This window comes from Pseudomonas sp. B22129 (assembly GCF_044218875.1).
In the GTDB taxonomy this organism is placed as follows: domain Bacteria; phylum Pseudomonadota; class Gammaproteobacteria; order Pseudomonadales; family Pseudomonadaceae; genus Aquipseudomonas.
In genome coordinates this window covers 5209060-5227376 of record NZ_CP162592.1, presented here as the reverse complement: position 1 = coordinate 5227376, position 18317 = coordinate 5209060, and the positions used below count along the sequence as shown (strand labels likewise).

General features: G+C 62.1%; 14 protein-coding genes and 2 riboswitches. Of the genes, 8 read left to right on the top strand and 6 right to left on the bottom strand.

Translation table 11 applies throughout. The annotated features are described in order from the left end of the window. Window positions 1-5: 5 nt before the first annotated feature. Window positions 6-4109, bottom strand: coding sequence for a dermonecrotic toxin domain-containing protein (locus AB4P94_RS23935; RefSeq protein WP_395607780.1), 4104 nt, complete (start codon window positions 4107-4109; stop codon window positions 6-8). A gap of 180 nt (window positions 4110-4289) precedes the next feature. Here AB4P94_RS23935 and nfuA point away from each other — a divergent pair, with 180 nt between their 5' ends. Next, window positions 4290-4874: a Fe-S biogenesis protein NfuA gene (nfuA, locus tag AB4P94_RS23930; protein WP_017136914.1), complete on the top strand. Its 585-nt coding sequence runs from the start codon at window positions 4290-4292 to the stop codon at window positions 4872-4874. Window positions 4875-5086: 212 nt separating this feature from the next. Here the strand turns inward: nfuA and cobM are convergent, their stop codons facing one another. The 4 genes from cobM to AB4P94_RS23910 all read right to left on the bottom strand — a co-directional run bounded on the left by cobM (window position 5087) and on the right by AB4P94_RS23910 (window position 7196). Continuing rightward, the gene (gene cobM / locus AB4P94_RS23925) at window positions 5087-5833 is read right to left on the bottom strand and encodes a precorrin-4 C(11)-methyltransferase (RefSeq protein ID WP_395607779.1); all 747 of its coding nucleotides are present in this window, start codon (window positions 5831-5833) and stop codon (window positions 5087-5089) included. 69 nt (window positions 5834-5902) lie between these two features. Continuing rightward, window positions 5903-6295 (bottom strand): cobalamin biosynthesis protein, encoded by a 393-nt coding sequence (locus AB4P94_RS23920; RefSeq protein WP_395607778.1) that lies wholly within the window; start codon window positions 6293-6295, stop codon window positions 5903-5905. After that, on the bottom strand, window positions 6292-6996 hold the full coding sequence (locus AB4P94_RS23915) for a CbtA family protein (RefSeq protein ID WP_395607777.1): 705 nt from the start codon (window positions 6994-6996) through the stop codon (window positions 6292-6294). Before AB4P94_RS23915 ends, AB4P94_RS23920 begins: the two co-directional genes overlap by 4 nt. Window positions 6997-7007: 11 nt before the next feature. Continuing rightward, the gene (locus AB4P94_RS23910; protein ID WP_024075128.1) at window positions 7008-7196 is read right to left on the bottom strand and encodes a CbtB-domain containing protein; all 189 of its coding nucleotides are present in this window, start codon (window positions 7194-7196) and stop codon (window positions 7008-7010) included. Window positions 7197-7290: 94 nt separating this feature from the next. Further along, window positions 7291-7500: riboswitch (cobalamin riboswitch) on the bottom strand. 107 nt (window positions 7501-7607) lie between these two features. Then, a riboswitch (cobalamin riboswitch) is annotated at window positions 7608-7808 on the top strand. Window positions 7809-7900: 92 nt separating this feature from the next. Here AB4P94_RS23910 and cobW point away from each other — a divergent pair. Genes cobW through AB4P94_RS23890 form a run of 4 tightly spaced genes read left to right on the top strand, consistent with a single transcriptional unit; the run spans window position 7901 to window position 14381 of the window. Next, window positions 7901-8962, top strand: a complete 1062-nt coding sequence (cobW, locus tag AB4P94_RS23905) for a cobalamin biosynthesis protein CobW (protein ID WP_395607776.1) — start codon at window positions 7901-7903, stop codon at window positions 8960-8962. Window positions 8963-8965: 3 nt separating this feature from the next. Further along, window positions 8966-12727 (top strand): cobaltochelatase subunit CobN, encoded by a 3762-nt coding sequence (cobN, locus tag AB4P94_RS23900; RefSeq protein WP_395607775.1) that lies wholly within the window; start codon window positions 8966-8968, stop codon window positions 12725-12727. Beyond that, window positions 12727-13725, top strand: coding sequence for an ATP-binding protein (locus AB4P94_RS23895; RefSeq protein WP_395607774.1), 999 nt, complete (start codon window positions 12727-12729; stop codon window positions 13723-13725). Before cobN ends, AB4P94_RS23895 begins: the two co-directional genes overlap by 1 nt. Window positions 13726-13778: 53 nt before the next feature. Next, a complete protein-coding gene (locus tag AB4P94_RS23890) occupies window positions 13779-14381 on the top strand; it encodes a VWA domain-containing protein (protein ID WP_395607773.1) in 603 nt (200 codons plus the stop codon). Between the two features lie 107 nt (window positions 14382-14488). Here AB4P94_RS23890 and AB4P94_RS23885 read toward each other — a convergent pair whose 3' ends face one another. Continuing rightward, window positions 14489-15589 (bottom strand): DUF1853 family protein, encoded by a 1101-nt coding sequence (locus AB4P94_RS23885; RefSeq protein ID WP_395607772.1) that lies wholly within the window; start codon window positions 15587-15589, stop codon window positions 14489-14491. Between AB4P94_RS23885 and AB4P94_RS23880 the strand changes: the two genes are divergently transcribed. The 3 genes from AB4P94_RS23880 to AB4P94_RS23870 are packed head-to-tail and all read left to right on the top strand — an operon-like array spanning window position 15581 to window position 18308. Next, a complete protein-coding gene (locus AB4P94_RS23880; protein ID WP_003217892.1) occupies window positions 15581-16471 on the top strand; it encodes an NAD(+) kinase in 891 nt (296 codons plus the stop codon). The genes AB4P94_RS23885 and AB4P94_RS23880 overlap by 9 nt on opposite strands. Continuing rightward, window positions 16468-17442 carry a metallophosphoesterase gene (locus tag AB4P94_RS23875; RefSeq protein WP_395611382.1) on the top strand — a complete coding sequence of 325 codons (975 nt, stop codon included), beginning with the start codon at window positions 16468-16470 and terminating at the stop codon, window positions 17440-17442. The genes AB4P94_RS23880 and AB4P94_RS23875 overlap by 4 nt, the downstream gene beginning before the upstream one ends. Further along, window positions 17439-18308 carry a rhomboid family intramembrane serine protease gene (locus AB4P94_RS23870; protein WP_395607771.1) on the top strand — a complete coding sequence of 290 codons (870 nt, stop codon included), beginning with the start codon at window positions 17439-17441 and terminating at the stop codon, window positions 18306-18308. The genes AB4P94_RS23875 and AB4P94_RS23870 overlap by 4 nt, the downstream gene beginning before the upstream one ends. Window positions 18309-18317: the final 9 nt, after the last annotated feature.

Below are 18317 nucleotides of genomic sequence, written 5' to 3'. Positions count from 1 at the left end.
TGGCTTCACACCTCAATCATGTGTAGCTCATCGGTCAGCGCGTCGGCGAGCGCCGAAAGGCTGATAAAGCGTCGGTTGCTCAGGCTGTTGAACCTGTCATGGGTTACATGCACTTGAGTGCCTTCCATCACGACCGGAACATCGATGATCCGACGGTCCTCATCCATGAAGTGCACAAAAAAGCGCTCAGGCGCGGGGTTTGTGAACAGGAACTGGTGGGGGGCGTGGATGCGAAGAGTAAAAGGCCGCTGTGCGTCCGGGCCAGTCACTCTCAGCAATAGATCACTTTTCAGCATGAGTGGGGGTATGGAGGGGACCATTGCGCCGGGGTCCGCCCAGACACGCACGGGCAAGGCAGGGACGCGGCTGGTTACACGCAGGCTGATGGCACCGGTCAGTTCAGCCACTCCCGGGATGCCCTGAAGTGAGTTGCAGTGCCCACTGCCTATCAGTGCCAGCCATCGCTCTTGGGGCAGGGAAGGGACATCGGCATTGATTTTTTTGTAGGCGAAAAAATTGAACATCGTGAGCCGGTCCAATTGAGCGGGCAAACCTGATGCGGTGCCGGGCGCGTCAAGGGCGCCCGGCACGTACAGAGCACTGGCACTGATGTCGAGTGCCATGACCTGCAAGCCGTTCGCATGTATTTCATCCACCAGTTGCCTGTAGGTATGCACGCCAGGTGCAGAATTAATAGTGTCCACCAACTCGATCCGCTCGCTCAGAATACTCGGCAGTGCAGCCGAGGCTGAGGCATTAAAGAGGTCCAGGTGCGACTGATGAATATCGGTGATGAACATCTCGAAGAAAAACTTCCGGACACCCAGTTCTCGCAGCACAGGAATGTTTTCGAACAGGACTCTGCGCTCGATACCCGATAGGTGAGACTCGCCGATTATGACGCCAGGCCTCTGGTTGTAGAGCTGATTAAAGAGTAAACCGGGTGACAGGTCTGGCGGGGGGAGCACAATCAGCCGGTCGGGGCGCGTGAAACGGTTCATGAAATATCGGGCGTGTCGGCGTAATCGGGTCTGAATGGCGAAGAGGTGCAACATGCTCGTCATGGTTGCCTGGTTTTGCGTCAGGATCGATGGGCTCAATACCAGCGCTCGGACGGGTTGCAGGTTGAGTGTGGTGGGCAACTCGGCGTGGTCTGCGGGAGGCAATGCGTAGTCCCGATAGGTGGTGTGGTACGGGCCTTTTTCAATCGGGTCCATGCCGCCTCGCAGCCGCGGCATGGGCTCGGCTATCCAGTGCCCCAGCGTCGAATCCAGTGTCAGCGGGTAGCGCAAGGTTTTGCCGCCCACGCTGGGCGGATAGATGAAGCGCTGCCCCTGGGCGACATCGCTGAGATAGTGTTTGCCGCCGATCGCTACATACTGCTGGGCGCTGGACGTGCTTTGAAGCAGGTTGCCCTCGATAGGCATCATCGCCTGGGTGCCGACCTCCACCTCCAGGCCCGAGAGGTTGACAGCGGGCTGTATGGCCGGGAATGCGCCCAAGGTGGGGTTGGCGCGCACCAACCCCCTTGCGCCGGTAATGGACCAGAGCGCCTTGGCTCTGGATGCGCTGGCACCCGTTTGTTTGAGCAGCAGGAACACATGCCTGATGTTATTCAGGGTCCTGAAGAACACCATTAAGGGCAAAAGTTCTATCAGCTCAAATGCCAACTCCACACCCAACATGAGCTTGTTCCAGAACGCCTGCTCTTGCACTTCGGCATTGCTGGTGGAGCCATGGTCGGCGTTGCGCCTTAAGGTAAAGACTTTCTGCTCATACAAGGCCTCGTGCAGAGGGCGGTCTATCACCGTGACATGGACGGTTTCGAACGGGTTGGCGATCCTGCTTCGGGCGTTGCGCACCAGATCCTCAAGCAGGACGGTGCCGCTCAGCGGGCTTTCGGTCAGTGCGGCCTGCCCGGGGGCCGACAATTGCTGCATGACATAGTGCTGCCACGCCGGGGACGTGGCCCATTGTTGTTTGAGGAAGGCTTGCATTGCGGCCCTGTCACTGAACTCCTTGAACGCCTGTGCAGTGGGCGCGCCGGGGGTGTACAAAATGACATTGGGCACGGACTTGTGGTTTTGCACACTGATGATCACCACGCCATTGAGTTCAAAGCCGTTTCGAGTGTTCGGCGAGTTGCCGATCATCAATGAGCTGGCCACGACAGCATGCCCTTCCACTGTACGGCGGTTGGTGGGGCTGCTGCCTTCAATGAGCGCGTCGATCCATTGGTAGCCACGTTGTTCCCGATCCTCCAGCAGGCTTCCTGTGTCCAGCCGTGCGGCCAGCGCAGCGCAGGCCATGCTGGCACGATGGGCGTCGGCCCATGCACGCCGCAAGGTCGCCCCCTGGTCTATCAGCTGGCTTTGCAGCAGTTGGTCATAGGCTTTGCTGACATCCAGTTTTTGTACAAGCGACTTCAGGTAAGGTTGATCGAAGGAGACAGCATCGCCATCGGCGGTCTTGCCGGAGGCGGACATTGCGGTGACTTCCCCGGTAAATACGTTGAACAGGCTGAAATCCCAAGGGGGCAGGTTGCGTAATGCCAGTTCGGTCAGCGACAGGGTGATGGTTTGACGGGGCTGGGTTTGCCCAGGTTCGAAGTTGGGGACCTGATCGGCTCCGACTCCCCCGCCAAGGCTGGCCGGGTTGAGACTGCGGGTCAGGGTGACGGTGATAGTGTTCGGGTCAACGCGTTTGCCTGGATGGTCGATGGCAAGTTGTTTGACCAGCTCGTCGTGGGCAAACACCGACAGAGCGGGGATGCTGACGCCTCGGACGTGCGCTGCCAAGGCCTGGTTGGCGGTCCATTCGGCGTGTGTAAGGCGATCCAGCGCTTGCTTGTGCACAGCACTTGCGTTGAGGTACCAGGCTGGCAGGCTCGCGTATACATAGCGTTTGGCGCGTTCCAGCAGTATTCCCCGCACATCCAGCAGTGAGCCGATATGCGCCAGCCGGTTAAACAACGCATTGACCTGTCCTGTATCCGTTTCATGCAGGGGCATTTGGTACCAGCCGTACCGGATGTCATGTTTTTGCAGCGTCAATAAAGCGAGTGCGCAGTACTCGAAGATATTTCCAGGAATGGGCCTGTAGCACAGGCGAGGGGCGGCTTTAAAGTAGTGGTGCGCCCGGGCCTGATCTTGCCAGCGGACCGTCGCCAGCAGGCTGTCACTGGGCGTTGTTTCGCCGAAACGGCTGCGCAGTGCTTGATCCAGCGCCTGCAAGGAGTCAAACGCGTGGATACCTTCGCCGGGGATGAACAGTGCCACAGCGCCCACATCGCTGTAGGGGGTGATGTCTGCGGGCAGTGTTTTCCCGGTGGCGATGAATACACCGGCAAACCGGATATCCGCCGCCTGGTCCTGGCCTTCCAGGCACATCGCCAAGGCCGAAGGTCTTTGCTCTGCGGGCAGGTGGGCGCGAGAGCGGCGGGTGGGGTGGCGGCTTATCTGGTCGATCAGCGTCTTGTGGGGCTGCTCAAGCGTCTGGTCCTCAACCCGCAGGGCGGCCTCACTTTGCAGCACCCTGCGTAACAGGTGCGCCAGTTGTTGGCTGCGGCGGGTCGGGTTGCCAGGCTCAACGGGCTCTCGCCAGAATTCATCCAGCTGTTGCTGATACGCGCTGTACGGCTTGCGAATAAGTGTGTCGATGAAGGCTTCAAATGCCCGTGTGCTGTAAGTGGTGTGATGGACAGTGCGCATTGGGCGCTCGGTGTCGCTGCTTTTAACGCGGTAGGTGGTTTTCGCACAGTAGCGGTAGCGGCGGTTGGGCGCCTCAAAGTCCGGCCCACCCCAGGGCTTGTCATTGAACAACGCGCTGAGTGTCCTGGCTGGCGTGCGCTCTACATGAACCTGCGTGGAGCCCGATGCGTGGGACAGTTCGATATGTTCCTCACAACGTACTTGATCCAGAGCAATTGGCAGCGGGTGACCAGGAAAAGACGCCTGGACCTTCAGGTGAAGCAGGCTCACGAGGGTTTTACCAGCTTCGGGCAGTGCGCTGAGAAGCGCCTCAAGAGCCTTCTGGCACTCAAGCAGTTGTGCCAGATAAACCCGTTGGTGCGTCTCGATCGACGGTGTATGCGTGGCGTCGTGTGGCATGCTGCCTCCTGAGAAAATTGCCTTGGAGGCGATGCTAGCCAGTGGTTGCGGCACAACGGCGGTATATAACGCTAAGCGTCACCCGGCCGCAGGGGGCGCTATTTCCCGACAAAAACACTAGGACTTTGTACCTGCGTAATATTTTGGCGTAAACTGCCGGCAAGCCTGTGAGGAGTTTCCATGACTGCCATAACCATTACCGACGCCGCCCACGATTACCTGGCTGACCTGCTCTCCAAGCAGAACACCCCGGGTATCGGCATCCGCGTCTTTATCACCCAGCCCGGCACCCAGTACGCCGAGACGTGCATTGCCTATTGCAAGCCCGGCGAAGAAAAGCCTGAAGACACCGCCCTGGGGCTGAAAAGCTTCACCGCGTACATCGATAACTTCAGTGAAGCCTTCCTCGACGATGCAGTGGTCGACTACGCCACTGATCGCATGGGCGGCCAGTTGACCATCAAGGCGCCAAACGCCAAGGTGCCGAACGTCAACGCCGACAGCCCGGTCAACGAGCGCATCAATTACTACCTGCAAACCGAGATCAACCCGGGTCTGGCCAGCCATGGCGGCCAGGTCAGCCTGATCGACGTAGTGGAAGACGGTATTGCTGTATTGAAGTTCGGCGGCGGCTGCCAGGGCTGCGGCCAGGCGGACGTCACCTTGCGCGAAGGTATCGAGCGCACCTTGCTCGAGCGTATCCCGGAGCTCAAGGGCGTACGTGACGTGACTGACCATACGCAGAAAGAAAACGCCTACTACTGAGTAAGGTGTTCACTGCGAACAAAAAAAACGGCGCCCCGTGAGCGCCGTTTTTTTTATTCAATAAATTCAGTGTCTTGCGATATTTAATTGGCAAAGAGGTTTAAATGTGGGAGCGGGCTTGCTCGCGAATGCGGTGGATCAGTCTCGGATGTGCTGGTTGAAAGACCGTATTCGCGAGCAAGCCCGCTCCCACATTTTTGTCCGGTGTGTATTCACGGCCGGTAGAGGTGCGCATGACCTGCCCGATACAGCGAAGACTCACTGAAGCTGTCATCCGCCAACACCCGGCCCACTATGATCAACGCCGTGCGCCGAAACCCCTTGGCCGTCACCTTTTCTGCGATATCCGTCAGCGTGCCAGTCGCAAAATCCTGATCCGGCCAGGTCGCCCGGTGCACCACGGCAATCGGGCAATCCGCGCCATAGTGCGGCAGCAACTCGGTAACAATCTTCTCCAAATGGTTGACCCCCAAATGAATTGCCATGGTGGTGCCGTGGCGCGCCAGGCTGTCGAAATCCTCGCCGGGCGGCATGCTGGTTTTATCCGCATAACGGGTCAGGATCACACTTTGGGCGATATCCGGCAGGGTCAGTTCGGTTTCCAACAGTGCGGCGCAGGCCGCTACTGCCGTGACGCCGGGGATGATCTGGAAGGGAATGCCCAGCTCGCGCAGATGGCGGATTTGCTCGCCAATCGCCCCATACAGGCTCGGGTCACCCGAATGCACGCGCGCCACATCCTGGCCCTTGGCGTGGGCGGCCTTGATCAGGTCGATGATCTGCTCCAAGTGCAGTTCGGCGCTGTTGACCACGTGTTGCGCCTGATGGCCTTCCAATACCGCTGCCGGTACCAGCGAGCCGGCATAGATGATCACCGGGCAACTACGGATCAGCCGCTGGCCTTTGACGGTGATCAATTCCGGGTCGCCGGGGCCGGCGCCGATGAAGTAGACGGTCATGGGAATTCCTGTCGAAAAAACGGGCGAGCATGAAAGTGGCTCATGATCGAGCGCGCTGATTATCGGGGTTTAGCCGGCGCACGCCAATGCAAAGGTGGCCTGGGCGGTTTTTTTGCGGGTGATCAGCAGGCGGGAAGGGCCGTTGCAGAGGTGTTCGGCCAGGGCCAGTGCAGCGCTTTCGGCGATGCCGTAGCAGCCGGTGTGGGCGAAAGCTACGTCGGATTTATGGCTCAGGCGAGCTTCGTAGGGAGCGAGTTGCTCGGCGCTGAAACATTCAAAGGGCAGGTTCAGCCGTTGGGCCAGGGCAAGTAGCCCCGGCTCATCCTTTTTGCGATCAATACTGGCCAGGGCGGTGATGTCTTTACATTTGACGCCGCCCTCGGCGAGGGCGGCGTCAAACAGCGCCAGCAGGGTGTGAACGTCACAGCCCTGTTGGCAACCCAGGCCGACGACCAAGATCATGCCGAGTATTGGCCATCGCGGTTACGGCGAAACAGCCAGGCGCTGATCAGGCCCAGGGCCAGCCAGAACGCCACGTTGGTCAGTTGCGAGGCGATTTTGAACTGCGCTTCCAGAGCCTCCGGCGCCAGCATCGAATGCACGTCCGGCTGCGGCGCGCCGATCACATGGGGCACGACCAGAATCGCCACGCCCAACATTTTCAGCAGCCAGTTGCGACCGAATACCAGCAGCGCGATGCCGGCTGCAGTCGATGCGGCGGTGCCGATCCACCAGATCTGACGTTGCGCCAAGTCAGCGGCGGCGGTGCCCGGCAACTCCGGCGGCAGGCCCAGGGTTGGCGCGAGTACGAACGTTGCGTAACCGGCCAGGCCCCACAGCAAGCCCTGAGCGGTGCGGGTCGGCGCGCGCAGCGTGTAGAGGCCGGCCAACATCAGCGCAAACCCCACGGCCACCACCAAATTACCGCCGGTGGTGGACAGCACGCGCTGCCAGCCATCTTCCGGCTCCCAGGCTTCGGCATCGTGAGTGTGCGCAGCCGCACCTTCGGCGTGTTCATGAGCGACTTCGACAGCGGGCGAGGCGTTTTCAAAGGTTTCCGCCTGCAAAATCAGCGGGGCAACCCAGAAGCTCTGCAGCAGGGTCAGCAGCAGGGCGGCCAACAGGCCGGTGAACCCTGCGGTTTGGGCGATACGCTTGATCATGTCGGCAGGTCTCAGTGGCACGGGAACGCGGCGCTGTGGCGGGTATCGTGGGCGGCGTTGTGCACCGCTTCGATGTGCGAGAAACCGGCGAAATACACCAGGCACGCGCCGAGGATCGACGCACCGATGGCGGCGGTCAGGCGTTGGCTCAGGGTGGCGGTGCTGCTGGCGGTGTGCGAGGTGCTGCTGATGATCGACATGGCGCGTCCCTTCGGGGTTTCAGGGTGGCGCAGGCGCATGAAAACCCCGCGAGCCGGGCACGCAGGGTTCGAACAGCGCCCGCCCACCGCGGGTTTGTTATCTGATTTTTCGGGCCGGTCTCCGGGCTTGCGAGGGGGCTCTTGGAAAGAGTCCTGAAAGCATCGCCTTCCCATGCATTCGCACAGTGGCTGTGATACTTCGCTCGCTTACCGTTGCGGGGGCAGCACCGGACTGGTCATATCGCTATAACGCACCGGTTTCCCGTTTCACCCTTTGCAGGGCACCCGAAACAAGGTGTGTAGGAGAGCATGGGGGTGGGAGGGGAGTCAATTCGGATCTGGGTACATATCCGTTACCCAGATAACGGATATACACACCAACCCCATCATTGACCATCCCCCAAGCACTGCGTAGCCTTGTGCCCTCGAGGTTCTTCGGCCCAGGCCGAAGCTAAGAAGGGAACGCGGTCCAAGCCGCGGCTGCCCCCGCAACTGTAAAGGGTTCATCTGACTGCCACGCCACTGCCAAATCGGCGGGAAGGCGCAATCAGCGCCGGTCGCAAGACCTGCAAGCCCCAAGCCAGGAGACCTGCCTCGCAACCGATTTTCCACTTCAACCGGGCGGGGTGATCCGGTGACGAAATCAGCCTCTGCGCACCGCTGCAGGGCTTGTCGTCCCGTATGCCCGCCCCAAAGGGCATCCGATGAAAACACTGGCCAAACTCCCCGTCACCATCGTTACCGGCTTTCTCGGTTCGGGCAAAACCACCTTGCTGCGCCATATGCTCGACAACGCCCAGGGCCGTCGCATTGCGGTGATCGTCAACGAGTTCGGCGAGTTGGGCATTGATGGCGAAATCCTCAAGCAGTGCTCCATCGGCTGCACCGAAGAAGAAGCCAATGGCCGCGTGTACGAGTTGGCCAACGGCTGCCTGTGCTGCACCGTGCAGGAAGAGTTCTTCCCGGTGATGCGCGAACTGGTGGCCCGTCGCGGTGACCTCGACCATATCCTGATCGAAACCTCGGGCCTGGCCCTGCCAAAACCGTTGGTACAAGCCTTTCAGTGGCCGGAAATCCGCAGCGCCTGCACGGTCGATGCGGTGATCACCGTGGTCGACAGCCCCGCTGTGGCTGCCGGCACCTTTGCCGCATTCCCGGACCAGGTTGACGCCCAGCGCAAACTCGACCCGAACCTGGACCATGAATCGCCGCTGCACGAGCTGTTTGCCGACCAACTGGCCAGCGCCGACCTGGTCATCCTCAATAAATCCGATCTGATCAGCCCCGAAGACCTGGCCCGCGTGCGCCTGGAAGTCGCCGAAGAGCTGCCGCCAGCGGTGAAAGTCATCGAAGCCAGCAGCGGTCGCCTGCCGCTGGACGTGCTGATCGGCCTGGGCGCCGGTTCCGAAGAACACATCGACGGCCGCCATAGCCATCACGATCATCACCACGAGGGTGAGGATGATCACGATCACGATGCTTTTGATTCGATTTCCATCGACTTGCCGCAAGCGGATGAAGCCCTGTTGCTCGACGCCCTGACTCAGTTGGTGGTGCAGCACGGCATCCTGCGGGTCAAAGGCTTCGCGGCGATCCCGAACAAGCCGATGCGCTTGCTGATCCAGGGCGTGGGCACGCGTTTCGACAAGCACTTCGACCGTGCCTGGGGCGCTGACGAAGCGCGCATCACGCGCCTGGTGCTGATCGGCCAGGCGCTGGACGCAGCAGGCCTCGAAGCGCAACTGCGCGCTGCCCTCAGCGTTTAACCCATGCACCTGCTCAGGACTCAGCCCGGTGGTTTCGTCTCGGACGATAATATTGCCGACCTTGGCCAAACCCCTGCCGAGTTGGTGATCCTGTGCAGCGGTGATTCCAGCCTGGCACTGCTGGCCGAAGCCGCCCGGCAGTTGCCCGACGACTACCCCAGCTTTCGTTTGGCCAACCCGATGCAGGTGCAGAACCATGCCTCGGTCGACCTGTATGTCGATGAGGTGTTGCGCCACGCCAAGGTCATTCTGATTTCGCTGCATGGCGGCATTGGTTATTGGCGTTACGGCATCGAGCGTTTGGTGGAGTTGGCGGAACGCGGCGTGCAGTTGATTCTGGTGCCGGGGGATGATCGCCCGGACCCGGAACTCAGCAGCCTGAGCACCGTGGGCGTGGAGGTGCGCGACCGTCTGTGGCATTTCTTGCGTCAGGGCGGGATGGGCAATGCCCTGGCGTTCTATCGCTGCCTGGCCAGCGGTTTTTTAGGCCGCGATTACGCCTGGGCTGAGCCGCAAACCCTGCCGCGCACGGCGATTTATCACCCGCACAACGGCAATGCTCGCCTGAATGATTGGCAGGCGGACTGGACCCCGGGGCTTCCTGTCGCGGCGGTGCTGTTCTACCGGTCGCATTTGCAGGCGGCCAATACGGGTTTTATCGACGTGTTCTGCCAGCGCTTGCAGGCAGCAGGCCTTAACCCGCTGCCGATTGCGGTGGCCAGTTTGAAGGAGCCCGGTTGCCTGGCGGTGGTCGAGGATTGGCTGGATGACGTGCAGGCCGCGGTGATTCTGAATACCACCGGCTTCGCCCAATCGAGCCCTGAAGCGCCGCACCTGCGGCCGTTTCGTCGCAATATTGCGGTGATCCAGGCGATTTGTGCCCAAGACAACGAGCCCGGCTGGCAGGCCAGCGAACAAGGCCTTGGCCCGCGCGACCTCGCCATGCATATCGCGCTGCCGGAGCTGGACGGGCGCATCATCAGCCGCCCGATCAGTTTCAAGGACTTGGCCTGGCGCAGCGAGCGCAGCCAGTCAGACGTGGTCTGCTACCGCGCCGCGCCCGAGCGCATGGATTTTGTCGCCGAACTGGCGCGGCGTTGGGTCGAGTTGGCACGGGTGCCGAATGCCGACAAGCGAATTGCGCTCATCCTCGCCAATTACCCGACCCGTGACGGCCGTATCGGCAACGGCGTGGGCCTGGATACGCCGGCGGCGGCGCTGAATATCCTGCGTGCCCTGCAGGCCGAAGGTTATCCGGTGCCGAGTGAATTGCCGGCCAGCGGTACTGCGCTGATCCACGATTTGCTCGGTGGCGTGACCAATGACCTGGACAGCCTCGACCAGCGCCCGTGCCACCAAAGCCTGGCCCTGGACGACTACGAGGCGATGTTCAATCGCTTGCCCGAACCCAACCGTCAGGCCGTGCTGGCGCGTTGGGGCACACCGCAGAGCGACCCGATGTACCGCGATGGCCGCATGATGGTCGCCGGCTTGCGCCTGGGCCTGACCTTTGTCGGCATCCAGCCGGCGCGGGGTTATCAGGTGGACGCCAGCGCGGTGTATCACGACCCCGACCTGGTGCCGCCCCATGGCTATCTGGCGTTCTATTTCTGGCTGCGCCACACCTACGGCGCCCACGGTGTGATCCACGTCGGCAAGCATGGCAACCTGGAATGGCTGCCGGGCAAGGGCGTCGGTCTGTCGCAAAACTGCTGGCCGGACGCGCTGCTCGGGCCGCTGCCGAACATTTACCCGTTTATCGTCAATGACCCGGGCGAGGGCGCGCAGGCCAAGCGCCGTACCCAGGCGGTGATCATCGATCATTTGATGCCGCCGCTGACCCGCGCAGAAACCTACGGCCCGCTGCGTAACCTGGAGCTGTTGGCGGACGAATATTACGAAGCGCAATTGCTCGACCCAAGACGTGCCCTTGAGCTGCAAAAAGACATTCTTAAACTGGTGCGCGAAACCCGCATCGATCAAGAGCTTGAGATGGACAGCGAGGCCGACGCCGCGATCTGGCTGCCGCGTCTGGACACCTATTTGTGTGACCTGAAGGAATCGCAGATTCGCGACGGCCTGCACATTTTCGGCGAGTCGCCCGAGGGCCGTTTGCGCATCGATACGCTGCTGGCCTTGCTGCGCATTCCGCGTGGCGATGGGCGTGGCCCGCAATCGAGTTTGCTGCGTGTGATCGCCAAGGCCTTCGAACTGGGCTTTGACCCACTGGACTGCGCCCTCGCCGAACCCTGGACCGGGCGCCGCCCCGAGGTTTTGCAGAAAATTGATGCGCAACTGTGGCGCACCGCCGGTGATACCCGCGAGCGCCTTGAACTGTATGCCGCGCGTTTGATCGAGCAAGCACTGGAAGGGCCGCTTGAGCAGTTGGAAGAGCCCGGCTGGGAAGACGTGAAGGCGGTGATCGAAAGCCTGCGCATCGTCGTGGCGCCGCGCCTGGACGCCTGCGGCCCGGCGGAAATGCGCGGTCTGCTGGATGCCCTGAACGGGCGCTTTGTGCCGGCCGGGCCGAGCGGCGCACCGAGTCGCGGGCGCCTGGACGTGCTGCCCACCGGGCGCAATTTTTTTACGGTGGATGTGCGCAACCTGCCCACCACCACGGCGTGGCGGATTGGTTTCCAGTCGGCCAACCTGATACTTGAGCGGCATTTGCAAGACCACGGCGACCATCTGCGCCAGCTGGGCCTGTCGGTGTGGGGCACCGCCACCATGCGCACCGGCGGTGACGACATCGCCCAGGCCATGGCGCTGATGGGCGTGCGCCCGGTATGGGCCACGGGTAGCCAGCGGGTGGATGACTTCGAGATTCTGCCGATCAGCTTGCTGGACCGGCCGCGTGTCGACGTGACCTTGCGTGTATCAGGGTTCTTCCGCGATGCGTTTGCCAACCTGATCCGCCTGTTTGATGCGGCAGTGCAGGCCGTGGCGGCGCTGGATGAACCAGACGATATGAACCCGCTGGCAGCCAAGGTGCGCAGCGAGCGTGAGGCTCTGGTCAAGTCCGGCCTGGACGCAGAGGCGGCAGCGAAGCAGGCGGGCTGGCGTATTTTCGGCGCCAAACCGGGCGCCTATGGCGCAGGCGTGCAGGGTGCGATCGACGGCCGCCTGTGGCAGAGCCGCGAAGACTTGGCCGAGGTTTATTTGAACTGGGGCGGCTATGCCTATGGCGGTAGCGACGAAGGCACCGCCGCCCGCGAACAGTTCGCCCAGCGCCTGAGCCAGGTTCAGGCGGTGCTGCAAAACCAGGACAACCGCGAGCACGACGTGCTCGATTCCAACGACTACTACCAATTCCAGGGCGGCATGCTCGCCGCCGTGGAAACTCTGAGCGGCGACAAGGCCGCCAGCTATCATGGCGACCATAGCCAGCCGGACTTGCCGAAAATTCGCACCTTGAAGGAAGAGCTGAACCGGGTAATCCGTTCCCGGGCGGCCAACCCCAAGTGGATTGAGGGCGTGAAACGTCATGGCTACAAAGGCGCATTCGAAATGGCGGCGACCGTGGACAACCTGTTTGCTTTCGACGCCACCACCGCGCTGATTGATGATCACCAATACGCCTTGCTCGCCGACGCCTACCTGCTGGACCCCGACACCCGGGCTTTCGTGCAGCAGCACAACCCCGACGCCTTGCGCGACATGACCGAACGCATGCTCGAAGCCCAGCAGCGCGGCATGTGGCAGGAACCGGGGCCCTATAAGGACGCGTTGGAAAACCTGTTGCTGGATATAGAAGAAGACGGCTGATGACTGATATTCCCCATTTCCCGCTGTCCGCCGTGGTCGGCGCCGACGATTTGAAACTGGCGCTGTGCCTGACGGCCATCGACCCGAAGATCGGCGGCGTGCTGATCGAAGGCCCGCGTGGCATGGCCAAGTCCACGTTGGCGCGGGGGCTGGCAGACCTGCTGGCCAGCGGTCAATTTATCACCTTGCCTTTGGGGGCTACCGAAGAGCGGCTGGTTGGCACGCTGGATCTGGATGCGGCGCTGGGCGAAGGCCGAGCGCAGTTTTCTCCCGGCGTACTGGCCAAGGCGGACGGGGGCGTGCTGTACGTCGATGAAGTCAATTTGTTGCCCGATCACTTGGTCGACCTGCTGCTGGACGTCGCGGCCAGTGGCACCAACCTGATCGAGCGCGATGGCATTTCCCATCGGCACTCCGCGCGCTTTGTCTTGATCGGCACCATGAACCCGGAGGAGGGTGAGTTGCGCCCTCAGCTACTCGACCGTTTCGGCTTCAATGTGGCCTTGAGTGGCCAAACCTTGCCGACCGAACGCGGCCAGATCATCCGTCGTCGCCTGGATTTCGACAGTGATCCTGCGGCGTTCTGCATGCAATGGACCGAGCAACAGGCCGCCTTGCGCGAGCGCTGCACCCAGGCGCGGGCACGGCTCGACAGCATTGAGCTGGATGACCAGGCGTTGGCACAGATCACCGAGCGTTGTTTTGCTGCCGGGGTCGATGGCCTGCGCGCAGACCTGGTCTGGCTGCGCGGCGCACGCGCCCATGCGGCATGGCGCGGTGCCCATGCGATTGCTGAGCACGATATCGAAGCCGTGGCTGAATTTGCGTTGCGTCACCGTCGGCAGCAGCAATCGCCGCCAGGCAGCCCGCCGAACGACGGGCAGTCGCCCAAGTCTTCCGATACTTCACCGGCCCAAGGCCAGTGGGGCGACAGGCCTGCACCCGCCTTGCCCACAGGCACCCGCCGGGATGTACCTGCCTGGCCAAAAAAGCCCTAGGCATCCGCCCTCGACCTGACGCGGGGGCGGATGCCCGGCCCAAGGCGGGGCGAATGGATGGCGGGCGCAACGGCAAGGCGCGCAGTGCGAAACAGGGCGTGATCAATTGGCCGGGTACCTTGCTGGCTGGCCGTCCGAAAACGCGTGCAGACCTGCGTTATCAACTGCGCAGCCGCACGGCCCATGAGCTGTGGCTGGTGATTGTCGACGCATCGGCCTCGACGCGGCGCCATCGCGCATTGACTGACGCCAAGGGGTTACTGGCCCAGCTGTTTGATGACGCGTACCGCCAACGGGCGCGCCTGGCGTTGTTGATGGCGAGCGGGCAGTCGCCGAAATGGCAGGTTCAGGGCCTGAAAGCTGCCAAAGGGCTGGCAGGCTGGTTGGCGCAATTGGGGGCGGGCGGTGGTACGCCGTTGCTGGCAGCGCTGACCGAGGCAGGGCATTGGCTGGGCGTGCGGCGCAAGCGTTATCCGAGTGAGCAGCAGCGGTTGCTGGTGATTACTGACGGGCGACTGAAGGATATTGCCGGGTTGCGGCCGCTGGAGTGCCCGGGGTTGCTGGTGGATATCGAGCGCGGGCCGATCAGGCTGGGCCGGGCCGAAGCGCTGGCGGTTGGGTTGCAGCTGGATTATCGGCATATCGATAAGTTGTAGCGGCTAGTCTGCCGTCTTCGCGAGCAAGCCCGCTCCCACAGGAAAATGCATTCCAATGTGGGAGCGGGCTTGCTCGCGAAGAGGCCATAAAGGACACCACAAGCCGGTCAGCCAGCCCCCGGCACATTCGGCCAAAGATCCGCCACCAGAAACAGCCGTTCGGCTTCTTCCCAATCTTCACCCGCCTGAACCAGCCGCACCAACAGTTGCGCCGGTGCCATCGGGTCCAGCTCCGCCAGCCAACCCTGCATCTGTGCTTCGCTCCACACTGCATCGGCCGGGTAATGCGCCGGCGCCAGCCACGCGTGCCGGGGCAGGGGTTGCCAGCGCCCGGGCGGGCTGAGGCTGACAAAGTCCCGCCAGTCGCGCTGATGCAGCCAGCGCCCGCGCAAGTGCTGCGGGTGGGCGCCGTCGGGCGCTTCGGCCTGGCCCGGCCACGGGTAGAGCAAATACCCGCCCAGCCACAAATGCGCATCGAATTGCTGGATGTCCAGCGCCGCCAGCACTTCGCGGCTTTCCGGGCGTGCCGAAATCGGCAGTTGGTGCTGGGCCAGATGGGCCAGCTTGCGGTCCAGCCGGTCATGGCAACCCGGGCCCAGCCACTGCGCGCTGTCGCGGCCATTTGCGTGCTGCGGCCCGAGGTAGAGTTTGATCGCCAGTTCCAGGTGGTGCACGCCGTCTCGGTCACGCAGCAGCATGTCCAATTCACCCAGGGTATGCCCGGCACGACGGATCGGCAGGTTGGCGGCGAGCATTTCCACACCGGGCGCGTGTTGCACCGCGAACTGCCACAGGCGCTCGTAATACAGGCCCAGGCGGCGGGTGCGCGCCAGGCTCAGCCACTGCTGCAACGGGCTGCTGTCGTGATCGAGGGTGCGTAACCAATGTTCGAGAAGATGCGGCGCCTGCACCCAATTGCTGCCGGCCAAAGGATGGCGCTGCGGCCAAGGCGTTTGCAGGAGCATCGGCGGGGCGAGGATCACCCACGCCAGGTCGCGCACCTCGGGGTGGCGCAGTTGGCGGGGCAGGTGATGCAAATCGGGGAACACAGTCATGGTCCGAGCATAGCCTTTTAAGTGCCCTGCGGGTGCCTGAGAACCATTGTCATCGGGGCTTGGCGACGACAAAGGGTTTTGCCTGGCGCGGCCTTTCGCCCATAATCGTTCTTTTTGCCACACCCCAAATCCCGCAGGAGCCCCATGGAGCAATTTCGCAATATCGGCATTATCGGTCGCCTGGGCAGTACCCAGGTGCTGGACACCGTCCGCCGGCTGAAAAAATTCCTGCTGGAACGCCACTTGCACGTGATCCTCGAAGACACCATTGCCGAAATCCTGCCGGGCCATGGCTTGCAGACCTCGTCGCGCAAGATGCTCGGCGAAGTGTGTGACATGGTGATTGTGGTCGGTGGCGACGGCAGCCTGCTGGGTGCAGCCCGTGCGCTGGCGCGGCATAACGTGCCGGTGCTGGGGATCAACCGCGGCAGCCTGGGTTTTCTGACGGATATCCGCCCGGATGAACTGGAAGTCGAAGTGGCCAAGGTGCTCGACGGCCATTACCTGGTGGAAAACCGCTTCCTGCTGCAAGCCGAAGTGCGCCGCCACGGCGAAGCCATCGGCCAGGGCGACGCGTTGAACGACGTGGTGCTGCACCCCGGCAAGTCCACGCGGATGATCGAGTTCGAATTGTATATCGACGGCCAGTTCGTGTGCAGCCAGAAGGCCGACGGTCTGATCGTCGCCACGCCGACCGGTTCCACGGCCTACGCGCTGTCGGCGGGTGGTCCGATCATGCATCCCAAGCTGGATGCCATTGTGATCGTGCCGATGTACCCCCATATGTTGTCCAGCCGGCCGATTGTGGTCGATGGCAACAGTGAGCTGAAAATCGTGGTGTCCAAAGACATGCAGATTTACCCGCAAGTCTCCTGCGACGGGCAGAACCATTTCACCTGCGCCCCCGGTGACACCATCACCGTGAGCAAAAAGGCGCAGAAGCTGCGGCTTATCCACCCGCTGGACCACAACTACTATGAAGTGTGCCGCACCAAGCTGGGCTGGGGCAGCCGCTTGGGGGGTGGAGGCGACTGATGCTCGATCCCGCGCGTAGCTACGACCTGATTGGTGACGTGCACGGTTGCGCTCATACCCTTGAGCACTTGCTCGAACAGTTGGGTTACCACAAGAGGGGCGGCACCTGGCGGCATCCGACGCGCATGGCGGTGTTCCTGGGCGATATCATCGACCGTGGGCCACGCATCCGCGAGGCGCTGCATATCGTCCATGACATGGTTGTGGCGGGTCAGGCGCTGTGCATCATGGGTAACCATGAGTTCAATGCACTGGGCTGGACCACGCCCGCGCCGCCGGGCAGTGGCAAGCAGTTCGTGCGCGAGCACAACCCTCGGCATGCGCGCTTGATTCAGGAAACCCTGACGCAATTCGAGCAGCACCCGGCCGACTGGCACGACTTCCTCGGCTGGTTCTATGACATGCCGCTGTTTGTCGACGCGGGGCGTTTCCGTGTGGTGCATGCCTGCTGGGACGATGGCTTTATCGAGCCGCTACGCACCACTTTCCCGGACGGGTGTATCGACCCGCACTTCCTGCAAGCCGCCGCTGTGCCGGGCAGTTTTGCCTGCAATGCTTTCGACCGCTTGCTGCGTGGCACCGACATGCGCCTGCCGGATGGCCTGACGCTGACCGGCGGTGACGGTCTGACGCGTTCGTTCTTCCGCACCAAATTCTGGGAAGATGACCCGAAAACCTACGGCGATATTGTGTTCCAGCCCGACGCCTTGCCGGAGCCGGTGGCGCGTACGCCGCTGTCATCCACCCAAAAGAATTCCCTGCTGCGCTACGGCGTCGACGAGCCATTGCTGTTCGTCGGCCATTACTGGCGCAGCGGCAAACCGGCGCCGATCCGCGACAACCTGGCCTGCCTGGACTACAGCGCGGTGCTGTACGGCAAGCTGGTGGCGTACCGCCTGGATCAGGAAACCCGCCTCGATCCGCGTAAATTTGTATGGGTCGACGTTGAGCGGCCTGAGGTTATTAAATGACTACCGTGGCTGTATTACGCTTGCCTTTGAGCGTCGACCTGGCGGGTTTCGTCAAACTGTTGCAACGCATGCAGGTGCCCCATCGCGTCAGTGAAGAAGCCGGCGAGCAAGTCTTGTGGGTGCCTGAAACCATCAGCGATGACGTGCGGGTGTTGTACCAGCGTTTTCCTGCGGGCGACCCGGACCAGCAGTTGGATATTCCTGAACAGGCACCGGTTACGCGGCCCGGCTTTGCCCAGCAAGTGCGCCACAGCCCGGTGACAGCGTTGGTGCTGCTGGCGAGCATCATCGTCGGCGCGCTGACCTTGCTCGGTGAAAACCTGCAAACCATGGCCTGGCTAACCTTTTTGCCATTCCACGTGGCGGGTGAGTACCTCCAGTTCACGCCGCTGGCGGACAGCCTGGCGTCGGGGCAGTGGTGGCGGCTGGTCACGCCCATGTTGATTCACTTCGGCATCCTGCACCTGGCCATGAACGGCATGTGGTACTGGGAGCTGGGGCGGCGCATTGAAGTGCGCCAGGGCAGCGTCAACCTGCTCGGCCTGACGCTGTTGTTCAGCCTGGTTTCCAACTATTCGCAATACGCTTATGGCGGCCCGAGCCTGTTTGGCGGCTTGTCCGGCGTGTTGTACGGTCTGCTCGGGCACTGCTGGATTTTCCAGTTATTGTCGCCCAACCCGGCGTATCGCCTGCCCCGTGGCGTGCTGGCGATGATGCTGATCTGGCTGGTGCTCTGCATGTCGGGGCTGATCTCGATGATCGGTTTCGGCGAAATCGCCAACGCGGCTCACGTGAGCGGCTTGGTCATCGGTTGCCTGACGGGTTTGCTGGGCGGGTTGTACAACCGCCGCAAAGCCTCACTTTGAGATAGGAAG